Raw genomic sequence first — 12,207 nt, forward strand, 5'->3', positions numbered from 1 at the left:
TTCCCGGGGATTCCCAGACTTGCCGCCTTGATGCAACTTGAATGATTTTGTGTATAAAAATGACATTGATAGGTAAAAGCTGGCGGAACGATTGTCACCACCTCTTTGTCTTATCCATGAACACTCTCTATACTGGCTCGCGTTGCGTTCCAAATAACCTTAGTATCTACAGGAGAATCATATGGTTCTGGTAACTCGTCCGGCTCCGGATTTTACAGCTGCAGCAGTTCTGGGCAACGGTGAAATCGTTGAAAACTTCAACTTCAAACAGCACACCAACGGTAAAGCGACCGTTCTGTTCTTCTGGCCAATGGACTTCACTTTCGTTTGCCCGTCCGAGCTGATTGCCTTCGACAAACGTTATGAAGAATTCCAGAAGCGTGGCGTGGAAGTTGTTGGCGTCTCCTTCGACTCTGAATTTGTACACAACGCATGGCGTAACACTCCTGTCGACAAAGGCGGCATCGGTGCGGTGAAATACGCAATGGTTGCGGACATCAAACGCGAAATCCAGCAGGCTTACGGTATCGAACATCCGGACGCTGGCGTTGCGCTGCGTGGTTCCTTCCTGATCGACGCAAACGGCATCGTTCGTCACCAGGTTGTGAACGATCTGCCGCTGGGTCGTAACATCGACGAAATGCTGCGCATGGTTGACGCGCTGCAGTTCCACGAAGAGCACGGCGAAGTGTGCCCGGCTCAGTGGGAAAAAGGTAAAGAAGGCATGAACGCGTCTCCAGACGGCGTTGCTAAATACCTGTCTGAGAACGTATCCAGCCTGTAATCGGCACGGTTTACGAAAAAGGCCCGCTTATGCGGGCCTTTTTTTATGCCTTACGCTGCGTCTCTCGCCAGATGCGCCAGGCCATGCCCGCCAGCAGAATCACTCCCGCAATCAGCACGCCCCATACCAGCAGCGTGTTCATCCTGCTCTCCCGCTCGGCCGCAGAGGTAGCGGTCAGACGCCCCTCGCCGCCTAACGCGACATCATCCAGAATGTCGGCCTGCGGCAGGTTCGCCATATCATAGGTCTTGCGCAGGTCGGCCGGGATCAGCATGCCGGGCTCCACGCTGGCAGGCTTCGCGGCGCCGTTGCCCCAGGCGAGCAGGTACGGCGCTTTCCCCTGCGCGTTGAACACCAGGTCATAGCGGTCGCGATGTCCCGTGACGCCCGGCAGGTATTCTGGCAGACGCGCATTCAGCGTCGTGATTTTCACTGCCTGCACCAGGCCCCCGTTAAGCGAGACCGGTGGCGACGTTTTACCCTCAAGACGGTAAAGGACCTCTTTCTTCAGAGGATGCCATGCGTCTTTTTCCGTACTCCGCCACGCGATCTCAACGGGAAGGACGCCATCGCCATTCAGTGAGAGGCTGACAGCACTCAGCGGCTGCGGGCGCGCCCAGTGCCACTGCGCTTCGCTTGTCGATAGCTGCTCCCCTTCGCCCTCAAGGTCGATTGCTTCCGGGGCTGCCTGCGCAGGTGCGCTGATTGCGTTTACGCCGGTCAAGGTTATCCCCTGGCTCTGCGCATTCAGCACCACCATGAGATAGCGATTCGCATCGGGATATAAAACGGTATCGGTATCGATCCGATCGAGCTTAAGACGGTCCTGGCCGCTGACGACGTCCAGCAATGGCATATCCTCGCGCAGGGTATACCAGCGCTTAAGATCCTCGCTGTAATAGACCGACGCCGTTCCCTGCCACGGCGTCTGCGGAGTATTCCAGAGCAGCTGCAGCTGGGATATAGCGATCTCGCCCGTCGCCTGTTCCGGCAGGGTCAGCAGATAATGTTGCCCGGCTGCGGCAGCTTTTTGCCCCTCCAGCACAATCTCAACGCCGTTTCCGGAACGGAGCAGGATCTTATCGCTGTCACCGGATCCTTGCGAAGCCGCTAGCGGCGAGGCGTCCAGCGGGAAGAGGCGCAGCGCGGTGGATTGCGCTGGCGTCTGCGGACGCGTCGCGCTGACCAGGCTGAAGGGAACCGGCTCGCCCGACTGGTTAAAGACGCGGACATCATGCAGATCCGGCGACGTGCTTTGCTCATAGACGGCGAGCGGCAGCATCACCCGATACCACTGGGAAGGAACAGACGTATCCAGTGAAAGACCAAAGGCATAGTCCCGGGGCGATTCCGTTTGTCCCTCGTCGCAGAACGCCGGGCCGGAAAGCGCCAGCAGTGCGGTACAGGCTACCGCTTTCATCCATTTCATTTTTCATCTCCTGTTTTGGGCGGTAGCGGTGAGAAATACCCCACGATCAGAACCAGTATCGCCACGCCGATAAACGCCACCGCACGCGACAAACCGCCTCCGCCCGCGCTGTCCACCAGCATCAGTTTAACCATCACCACGCCCAGCAGCACGGCACCGCAGAGCCACTCCTGCCGGGAAGCCCGACGGGTGGCATGGATCATGACCACCAGCGCGCTCAACATCCAGAACAGAGCAAAACTGGTCTGGATAAGCCGCGAATCCCACAGCGATGCCATATTCCAGGCCACGTCGCCGTACCAGGCCAGGGCGCGCATCAGCGCACCGTTAAGCCACCAGAAGCCAAACGCCATCATCGCGACGGCAGGCCACGGGCGGGCCTGCGAGAGCCACGCCGGGTAGTAGCGATCCACTGCCCGATAAAAGACCACCAGCCCCAGCAATGCGAACGCCGCGCCTTCCTCAAGCGGGTTTATCAGCGGCAGCCAGGTCTGACGATAGACCACGCCGTCCTGGAAATTGGTCACCACCAGCAGTACCAGCAGCGCCACGACCACGGGGATCGGTGCCAGGCAGGCGTAGAGCGCAGGCCACTCCCGGAACGGCCACCCCCGACGCCGTACGGCTGCAGAGAGCCCCATAATCACCCCGCCGCCTGCTGCCATCGCCAGTCCGCTGCCCCAGGCCGCCATGCCCCACGGCAGCGAACGGGTAAACCAGTAAAGCTCCGCGGCCAGCGCCAGCAAAATCATCCAGAACAGCGACAAATGCAGCCCCATCGCGATGCGCGGCAGGAGTCTTTCACCGTCGCGCCGCAGCAGCATCAGCGCGGCAGGAAGCACAACGCACCAGGCGAGATTTGACCAGCCGGCGGCAACGATCTGCTGGTGCCAGAGCTGATAACCCACCATCAGCAGCATAACCGGCCACAGCAGCCATTTGCTGGCATCCAGCTCCCGCCACGCCAGACGAGCCGCCGCCTGCCGCCAGCCCCAGACCGACGCCGCCGTCAGCGCCAGCACGCCCGCCAGAATGGGTAATTCCTTCGTCAGTGCCAGCCGCGATGCGCCCAATAGCGCCACGAGCCAGAACAGCAGCCCACCTGCCAGCAGCGCCCGGCTGACCGGCAGAAAGAGAGTCCGCCACAGCCAGGCCGCAGCCAGCCAGCAAAGGCTGAGGATGGTGAAGATCAGCAGCAGGCTGAGGGACGTAACGCCGTTCGTCTGCGCCCACAGCGCGCTGCCGAGCGCCAGCACCAGCAGCGCCGTCCCGCTATAGTACATGCGACGCTGGTGCTGCTGTACGCCCAGCCAGAGGATACCCAGCCCTTCCAGCGCCCAGGCCATCGCCGTCCAGCGCGCCGACAGCGCCAGCGGAATGGCGAGCGTGGCAAATCCGCCGCCGATGGCCAGCGCCGCCATGACCAGCGGTCGTCCGATGGAGGGATAGCGCCGCAGCGCAAGGAACGCGAGGGTAAGATAAAATGCGCCGTATCCCAGCGCGCTCAGGGCCGGGCCATACTCCCAGTGCCGGGTCATGCCGTACTGCATCCCGAAACCGATCAGCGGCGGGGCAAACAGCAGCACGCCGTCGATAATCTGCTTCCCTTTCTCCTGCGCCCGCAGCGACAGCGCCACGCTCAGGACGCCGAATATCAGCGTATTGGCAATCAGGAACAGCTGGCAGATCCAATAGTCTTCAGGCTGGTAGTCATTCAGCCCCCACAGGCCGCCCACGCCGAACGTAAACAGCAGCCCGAGCAGGTTCAGCTCGCGCCAGTGCTGCCAGATGCTGATAGCGAGAATCCCGATGGAAAGCAGGAGATAGAATGAGAACAGCGCCACAAAGCTGCCGCCCCCGGTGGACAACAGCAGCGGCGCAAGATACCCGCCGAGGCTCGCCAGCATGGCCAGGCTCAGCGCTTTCTGCAACACGGCCAGCCCAACGCTCGCGGCGCAAATCACCACCAGAAGCGCAAAGGCCAGCGTCATCGGCAGCATTTGCCAGAGCCGGAATGCGCCAAACACCGTCAGGTAGAGCACGCCGGTCGCCCCGCCCTGGAGGATCAGCGCATAGACACGCTGCTTATGCCGCAGCCGCCACCCCACCGCCAGCAGAACGATGGCAAACAGCGCCGTTGCCACGAGGCGCAGCTCAAGCGGGAACAGGGAATGTTCAACGGTATAGCGCAACAGGAATGAAAGACCGAGGAAAAGCAGCAGGATCCCAAGCTTCGCCAGCGGATTACCCTGCATAAACCAGCGCGCCAGCGACGTCAGGATACCGCCAAAGGCAGAAGGCTGTTTTGCCGCAGGCGTCGGGGCCGGAGCGGGTTCTGCCACGGCTGCGGGAGTATCGGAACGCCAGGGGTCGACAGGCGCGGGAGCGTCTTCAACCACCGGCGCGGTCACAGCCACTGGCGCGGTAGGCTGCACGGGCTCCGGCGCGCTTTCAGGTACGTCGCGCTGCTCAAGCGCCTCAATGCGCTGGCGTAGCCGGGCGATCTCCTGTCGCGCCGCCGTACTTCGATTAAACCCAATAACCGCAAGCACGGGCGCAACCACCAGCGCAAAAACCAGGAACAAACAGCCAAGGATGTAAAGCTCGTCCATGTTTCCACCTTCACCGTAAACGATCCGTTAAGATTGACACAAATAGTTGCATTTGCGCCATCTTAAAAGGTGGAAACATTAACAGGTCTTAACTGCCGAACCAGATCGTCGCGGATACCGCAGGCAGCGCCAGCACGCCGTCCTGTATCGTCGCCTTGCCCTCTTTATTCTTCCACGTAGCCACCTTCAGCAGCGGTGAATCATCCAGCACCACTTCGCAGGCCTCGCCCCGGTTGATCGCCACGAGCACGCGCTGCTGGTTATAGACGCGAGCAAACACCACGACGTTATCGTGCGCATAGACCACCTGACAGCCGCCGTAGCGCAGAGCGAGACTCTGCTTACGCAGCTTCGCCAGCCGCTGATACAGGCTGAACAGCACCTTGTCATGCTTCTCTGGCTCCCACGGGAAGGTTTTACGGCAGAACGGATCGTTGTTGCCGTCCAGCCCCACTTCGTCTCCATAATAGATGCACGGCACGCCCGGCCAGGTGAAGAGCCAGGTCACCGCCAACGGCAGACGCGCCACATCCTTGCCGAGCAGGGATTTAAAGCGGGCGGTATCGTGGCTATCGAGCTGGTTGAACATCCGCAGCTGCTGCTGATGGGACAGACCGGCGCGATAGTTCTCCATCCACGCCATGCAGGTTTCAGCGTCGATATGATTCGGATCGTAGGAGATGTCGGTGTTAGCGAGGAATCCCCACAGCGGGAAGGTAAAGCCGCGATAGTTCATCGCCGCATCTTCCGCATCGTTCTGCAGCCACTGGCGCGCGTCGCCAAAGTGCTCGCCAAAGACGAACGCCTCCGGCTGGGCCGCTTTCGCCGAGCGCGTAATCCCGGCGACGTGCTGAAGGTTATTCCGCGCCCCGCCCGCTTCACCGAGCATATGCACCACGTCCAGGCGCCAGCCGTCCATATTCCACGGCGCCTTCAGCCAGTGACGGACGATGCTGTCTTCACTGCCGTAGATTTCATTCACGAGCGTTGGCGACTGGAAATCCAGCTTCGGCAGGCTCGCGTAGCCCAGCCAGTCCAGCGCACGGCCCTCCTCGTTAAAGGAGTACCAGTCGCGCTGCGGCGAGTCCGGGTTATGACATGCCCCGCCCATCGACTGGTTATGGCGGTCAAACCAGGCGTGCGAATCTCCACTGTGGTTGAACACGCCGTCCAGAATCAGGCGCATGCCTTCGTTTTGGGTATTCTTTCGCAGGCGCAGCAGCGCCTCGTCACCACCAAACTGTTCGTCAACGTGGCGATAATCTTCGGTATCGTATTTGTGCACGCTCGGGGCTTTAAACACCGGGTTGAGATACAGCGCCGTCACGCCGAGCTTTTTCAGGTACGGCAGCTTTTCGCTGATGCCGTCGAGATCGCCGCCGTAAAAAGTGGATCCACCCGCCTGCGCGGTTAACGGCTCGTCCCACGCTTTCAGGATAATGTCGTGGCCTGCCGCATGGTGGTGATAGATCTTATCCTGGTCGGCGGTGCGTTTTTCGCTGCGCGCAAAACGGTCCGGGAAAATCTGGTAAAACACCTGATCGTTAACCCACTGCGGGCCGTTATCCGGGTAATCGACCGCAAACTGCTCCAGCCGTGCGGGCGGGAAACGGCTAAACCCCTGCGGGGTAAACCACAGCTGGCGGTTATTCCACAAAAGCTTAAAGCTGTAACGGCGGCGCGGCTGCCCGCTATTCAGGTCGATATTCGCCCGCCACGCCGTGATCCCCGGCTGCGGCTGGCTGCGCAGCTTGTGCATTTTCAGGCCGGTCTCTTCGTTATCTATTTCGGCGCGGAGCGTCACGCGTTCAGGCTGATTTTCCCCCGCCAGCCAGAGCGTAATCACAAGGTTGTCTTTGTTTTGCTTAACAAATGGGGCAACCGGAAGGTGCCAGGCGTTTAACATCACGAATCCCCTCTGATGAAATTGACGTCACCTTGCCACAGGGTGGTTAAGGATAGCTCATCGCGTTCGGGATTATTGGGGGAGGAGAAAGGAGGATGAGGCAAAATTCCCTCTCCCAAGGGGAGAGGGGAAAAGGATATTACTGCGCTTCCGCCAGCTGACGGTCACGGCGGCATTTAAACACCCACCCCACCAGCAGCAGGACGATCCACGCGCAGCCCACGTACAGGGAAATGCGGGTATCCGGATGGTAGCCAATCAGGGCAATGATAAACACCAGGAAGATCAGCCCGACGACGGTCGTCGCAACGCCGCCCGGTACTTTGAACTTCAGCGCTTTCGCCTCATCCGGCGACAGACGACGGCGGAACGCAATCTGCGACAGCAGGATCATAATCCACACCCACACCGTCGCGAAGGTCGCCAGCGATGCGATCACCAGGAAGACGTTCTCCGGCATGATGTAGTTCAGGTAAACCGAGAACAGCAGCGCCACGGTCATCACCACAACGGTTACCCACGGCGTGCCGCGGCGTGAAGTTTTGGCGAACACCTTCGGCGCACTGCCCTGCTCCGCCATGCCGTGCAGCATACGGCCCACGCCAAAGACGTCACTGTTGATCGCGGAGAGTGACGCGGTGAGCACCACAAAGTTCAGAATGCTGGCCGCAAAGGCAATTCCCATATGCTGGAAGGTCAGAACAAACGGGCTACCGTTGGTGCCGACCTGATTCCACGGGTAGATGGACATAATCACGAACAGCGTGCCCACGTAGAACACCAGAATACGCATCGGCACCGAGTTGATGGCGCGCGGAATGGATTTCTCCGGATCTTTCGCTTCCCCGGCGGTGATACCGATAATCTCGATGCCGCCGTAGGCGAACATCACCATCTGCAGCGACATGACCATTCCGAGCCAGCCGTTACTGAAGAAGCCGCCGTTGCTCCAGAGGTTATGGATGCCGGTCGGCTGCCCGCCGTTGCCGATTCCCCAGATGATGATGCCGAAACCGGCCACGATCATGATGATGATGGTGGCGACCTTGAAGAAGGAGAACCAGAATTCGAGCTCGCCGAACACCTTCACGCTCATCAGGTTGACGGCGCAAATGATCAGCACCACGCTCAGCACCCAAATCCAGTGCGGCACCGCCGGGAACCAGACGCCCATATAGATGCCAAACGCCGTCACGTCGGCAATCGCCACAATCAGGATTTCAAAGCAGTAGGTCCAGCCGGTGATAAACCCGGCCAGCGGGCCGAGGTTTTCCTGCGCGTAGCGGGAGAAGGAGCTGGCGGACGGGTTGTGAACCGACATTTCGCCGAGGGCGCGCATGATGATATACGCCGCCACGCCGCCGATGATGTACGCCAGCAGAACGCTGGGACCGGCCATTTTGATGGCATCTGCCGAGCCATAAAAAAGACCGGTGCCGATAGCAGAGCCCAGCGCCATAAAGCGGATGTGGCGCGTGCTCAATCCACGTTTAAGTTTGTTAGTGCTTTCCATTTAAATCTTGCCATTCAACACGAAAAAAACAAAAAACCACGGGGCCTTAAGCCCCGTGGTTAAACAGTTTGTTGCCGTTGATTAATGAGCGTTCGATGCGACCTGACGCCCTGCAGCACGGTCCCAGATAATCGCCAGAACCAGTGCAACAACGGTAGGCATCAGCCAGGCCAGACCCTGCTCGGACAGCGGCAGACGCTGTGTCCATGCCGGCAGTATGTGCGCGAAAGCTGATGCTTTAATCCCGTCAAGGATACCAAAAATCAGGCTGATAAACATGGCTGGCGCAATAATTCGTGAAGAGTTGTTCCACCACGGGCGAGTAAAGCTCAGCACCACCAGCACGATACACGGCGGGTAAATCGCCGTCAGCACCGGAATAGAGACCTGAATCAGGTGGCTCAGACCGAGGTTGGACACCGCCATGGAGAAGATACCGAGGATAAACACCAGGGTGCGGTAAGAGAGCGGCAGATACTGTGCAAAGAACTCTGCGCAGGCGCAGGTCAGGCCAACCGCCGTCACCAGACAGGCAAGGAAGATGAGCGCAGCCAGCAGCATACTGCCCGCACCGCCGAAGGTGTGCTGAACGTAGGCGTGCAGGATAGCCGCACCGTTGGCGTTTTGATCGACCAGCATGGCGCTGTCGGAGCCCAGACGGAACAGCGCCAGATAAAGCAGCGTCAGCCCCACGCCGGCCATCAGGCCAGCCCAGATGGTATAGCGGGTCAGCAGACGCGCTTCGGTCACACCGCGGGAACGCGCGGCGTTAACGATAACGATACCAAACACCATCGCGCCCAGCGTATCCATCGTCAGGTAGCCGTTCACAAAGCCGTTAGAGAACGCGGCATTTTTATAGGCGTCCATCGCGTCGCTAATCGGGCCCGCTGGCCAGACGATGGCCGCAACCGCCAGAACAATCAGCGCCACAATTTTCAGCGGAGCCAGGAAGTTACCCACGGTATCCAGCAGCTTGCCCGGATAGAGGGAAACCAGAATCACGATCGCGAAGTAGATCAGGCTGTAGATAAACAGCGGCATCGCGCCGTCACCCGTCAGCGGAGCGATCCCCACTTCAAAGGAAACGGTTGCCGTACGCGGGGTCGCAAACAGCGGGCCAACGGCGAGATAGCAGACGGTTGCCAGCAGAACGCCCGCCACTTTGCCAATCGGGGTGCTGAGGCTATCCACACCGCCGCCGACTTTCGCCAGCGCGACGACGGTCAGAACCGGCAGACCCACGGCAGTAATCAGGAAACCAAACGCGGCGGTCCAGACGTGTTCACCCGCCTGTAAGCCAACCATTGGAGGGAAAATGATGTTGCCTGCGCCAACGAACAGCGCAAATGTCATAAAGCCCAGCGCGATGATGTCACGCGATTTTAAGTGATGGGTCATAAAACCTTACTGCCTGTGGATGTGGTGTTGAAAACATTGAGATTTTCGATATCCCTGACGGGACGATACAGCCGAAAATTTGCTCAATTTCAGCGGGAAATGCTCCCGTCCTGGCGTGGAGAAGAATAGTTTTTCGATTTACCACGCAAATACAGTCGGTCTGACAGTATCTGGGGCGCAATTTAAACGCTTATAACGTTTAAAGGCAAGGTGGGATCGTAAAACCAGAACAATATGCCAGCATGAAAATACAAGTCAGAACAATACGCTATTTATAAGAAAAACCCATGGCTAATCATGCGAACAAAAAACAGTCAGCCGTATAAAATTCATCCGCGTTTCGCTTGACTGCAAAGCAAACGGGCCAGCAGACGCTGACCCGTGGAAAGGTAAAATGACACGCCTGCCGTCAGGCGATCTTTTTGGCAATTAATCGTTCCGGAATAACGAAACTGAAGCGGGTTCCTTTACCCAGCGTACTCTGAATATCGAGACGGCTTTCATGGTGATTCACCGCGTGTTTCACAATTGCCAGCCCCAGGCCGCTTCCGCCTGTTTGCCGGGATCGCGCTTTATCCACACGGTAAAAGCGCTCGGTCAGACGCGGAATATGCTCAGGCGCGATCCCCGGCCCGTTGTCTTCCACGCTAAACTCAGCCCCCGTTGGGGCATGGTGCCAGCGCACCACGATATTCGTCCCCTCCGGCGTATGATTCACCGCGTTATACACCAGGTTGGAAATGGCGCTCCGCAGTTCATCTTCGCTGCCCAGCACCTTCAGCGTATTGTCGACCTCAAAGGTCAGGTGATGCTTTTTGTGGCTTAGCGTCTGCGCTTCACGCTCAACGACCCGCAGCATCATCGGGACATCAATGGTCTCATTTAGCGCGAGCGTTGGCGCCGCTTCAATCTTCGAGAGCGTCAGCAGCTGCTTCACCAGCCCTTCCATCCGGTGCGTTTGCTCGCGCATGGTGTGCAGCGCTTTTTCACGCGGCGCGCCTTCAAGCGTTTGCTCCTGCATCATCTCCAGGTAGCCCTGAAGCACGGTCAGCGGGGTACGCAGTTCGTGACTGACGTTGGCGAAGAAGTTGCGACGCGCCCCTTCCAGCTGGTGCATTTGGGTGACATCTCGCGCCACCATCAGCCACTGCTTATCGCTGTAGGGCATCACGCGGATTTCCAGATGGCGACCATTATTGAGCTTCAGATTGTGCGGGCGGGTAAAATCACGCTTTTTCAGATACAGCGTGAACTCGGGATAGCGCAGAAGGTTGAGGATATTCTGACCATTATCATCGGGCCAGCGCAGGCCCAGCAGCTGTTGCGCAAGGCCGTTACACCAGAAGATCGTCCCTTCTTCGGTCGTCAGAATAACGGCATCCGGCAGCGACTCTGCACCGCTGCGAAAACGCTTAATCAGGCTTCCCAGCTCGCGGCGACGCTTTTTATTACGCATCTGCATCTGATGCAGTCCGTACAGCAGCGGCTCCCAGCTGCCGCTTCCCGGCGGCGGCGTCATACTTCGGTCAACCCACAGCCACCAGGAGAGGCGCAGCAGGTTCCAGAAATGCCAGATCAGCAGCCCGGTGACCGACGCCAGCAGAAACCACGGCAGGTGTCCAAGAAAGGCCCCCAGAAGGAAGGCCGGAATACAGCATAAGATCAGTTCAAAGACGAGCCTTTTCCATGACAGACGTTCCAGCACGCGTCACACTCCTGTCATTGTTCAGAAACGGGTAGAAAAACGATAACCCGTGCCGCGGACCGTCTGCACCATGCGATCGTGGCCGCTCAGTTCCAGTGCTTTTCGCAGGCGGCGAATATGTACGTCAACCGTCCGGTCTTCGACATACACGTTAGTTCCCCAGACGTTATTCAGCAACTGCTCGCGGCTGTAAACGCGTTCCGGGTGGGTCATAAAGAAGTGCAGGAGTTTAAATTCGGTAGGCCCCATGTCGAGGGGATTTTCACCGGTCATGACGCGGTGTGAGGTGGGGTCAAGGCTCAGCCCCTGCATCTCTATCACCTCTTCCACCGCCATCGGCGAAATACGGCGCATCACGGCTTTAATGCGGGCAACCAGCTCTTTTGGAGAGAACGGTTTAGTAATGTAATCGTCCGCGCCGGTCTCCAGACCGCGAACGCGATCCTCTTCTTCTCCGCGCGCCGTGAGCATCACAACCGGGATGTCGCGAGTCAGCGCTTCACGCTTCAGGTGTTTAATAAACTGCAGTCCGGAGCCGCCGGGCAACATCCAGTCCAGCAGAATCAGATCGGGCCAGGGTTCATTCAGCTGGTTCACTGCGCTGTCATAATCTTCCGCTTCAACCGGCTGGAAGCCGTTTTGCTCGAGCACGAAGCACACCATTTCACGAATTGGAGCTTCATCTTCTACGACCAGAATACGTCTCGCCATACTTTGCCCTGTCTTATCTTATTTAAGTTACAAGTTTGTAATTCGGCGCCATTATGCGTCAGATTTATGACAGATTTATGAAAAACAGTACCACGATAACGGGCAAACCGTTGTTTTATTACAGCGGTTATTTTCCCGTCTCTGAA

Annotated in this window: 8 protein-coding genes; 1 reads left to right on the plus strand and 7 read right to left on the minus strand. The window is 58.4% G+C overall.

Annotated features, from left to right (window positions below; genetic code table 11):
* The first annotated feature begins 181 nt into the window (after positions 1-181).
* Positions 182-784 (plus strand): peroxiredoxin, encoded by a 603-nt coding sequence (locus tag SPH27_RS09970; RefSeq protein ID WP_014168840.1) that lies wholly within the window; start codon positions 182-184, stop codon positions 782-784.
* A 43-nt stretch (positions 785-827) separates the two neighbouring features.
* On the opposite strand, the gene SPH27_RS09975 is transcribed toward SPH27_RS09970, so the two are convergent.
* The 7 genes from SPH27_RS09975 to phoB all read right to left on the minus strand — a co-directional run bounded on the left by SPH27_RS09975 (position 828) and on the right by phoB (position 12,061).
* Positions 828-2,213: a DUF3999 domain-containing protein gene (locus SPH27_RS09975; RefSeq protein WP_182071890.1), complete on the minus strand. Its 1,386-nt coding sequence runs from the start codon at positions 2,211-2,213 to the stop codon at positions 828-830.
* Positions 2,210-4,825, minus strand: a complete 2,616-nt coding sequence (locus SPH27_RS09980; protein ID WP_182071888.1) for a DUF2339 domain-containing protein — start codon at positions 4,823-4,825, stop codon at positions 2,210-2,212. Before SPH27_RS09980 ends, SPH27_RS09975 begins: the two co-directional genes overlap by 4 nt.
* 88 nt (positions 4,826-4,913) lie before the next feature.
* Positions 4,914-6,731: a maltodextrin glucosidase gene (malZ, locus tag SPH27_RS09985; protein ID WP_096150004.1), complete on the minus strand. Its 1,818-nt coding sequence runs from the start codon at positions 6,729-6,731 to the stop codon at positions 4,914-4,916.
* 139 nt (positions 6,732-6,870) lie between these two features.
* Positions 6,871-8,244, minus strand: a complete 1,374-nt coding sequence (gene proY, locus SPH27_RS09990; protein ID WP_029739758.1) for a proline-specific permease ProY — start codon at positions 8,242-8,244, stop codon at positions 6,871-6,873.
* An 81-nt stretch (positions 8,245-8,325) separates the two neighbouring features.
* Entirely contained in the window at positions 8,326-9,645 is a 1,320-nt protein-coding gene (gene brnQ, locus SPH27_RS09995) for a branched-chain amino acid transporter carrier protein BrnQ (RefSeq protein ID WP_024906795.1), read from the minus strand.
* Positions 9,646-10,054: 409 nt separating this feature from the next.
* Positions 10,055-11,350: a phosphate regulon sensor histidine kinase PhoR gene (gene phoR / locus SPH27_RS10000; protein ID WP_048975262.1), complete on the minus strand. Its 1,296-nt coding sequence runs from the start codon at positions 11,348-11,350 to the stop codon at positions 10,055-10,057.
* Between the two features lie 21 nt (positions 11,351-11,371).
* On the minus strand, positions 11,372-12,061 hold the full coding sequence (phoB, locus tag SPH27_RS10005) for a phosphate response regulator transcription factor PhoB (RefSeq protein ID WP_008503265.1): 690 nt from the start codon (positions 12,059-12,061) through the stop codon (positions 11,372-11,374).
* Between the last annotated feature and the right edge of the window lie 146 nt (positions 12,062-12,207).

Source organism: Enterobacter sp. A103, from assembly GCF_034427535.1.
Lineage (GTDB): Bacteria > Pseudomonadota > Gammaproteobacteria > Enterobacterales > Enterobacteriaceae > Enterobacter > Enterobacter asburiae_B.

Bases quoted from the DNA above. Each gene is read 5' to 3' on its own strand.
- SPH27_RS09970 (WP_014168840.1), top strand. From the start codon at position 182: ATGGTTCTGGTAACTCGTCCGGCTCCGGATTTTACAGCTGCAGCAGTT.
- SPH27_RS09975 (WP_182071890.1), bottom strand. From the start codon at position 2,213: ATGAAATGGATGAAAGCGGTAGCCTGTACCGCACTGCTGGCGCTTTCC.
- SPH27_RS09980 (WP_182071888.1), bottom strand. From the start codon at position 4,825: ATGGACGAGCTTTACATCCTTGGCTGTTTGTTCCTGGTTTTTGCGCTG.
- malZ (WP_096150004.1), bottom strand. From the start codon at position 6,731: ATGTTAAACGCCTGGCACCTTCCGGTTGCCCCATTTGTTAAGCAAAAC.
- proY (WP_029739758.1), bottom strand. From the start codon at position 8,244: ATGGAAAGCACTAACAAACTTAAACGTGGATTGAGCACGCGCCACATC.
- brnQ (WP_024906795.1), bottom strand. From the start codon at position 9,645: ATGACCCATCACTTAAAATCGCGTGACATCATCGCGCTGGGCTTTATG.
- phoB (WP_008503265.1), bottom strand. From the start codon at position 12,061: ATGGCGAGACGTATTCTGGTCGTAGAAGATGAAGCTCCAATTCGTGAA.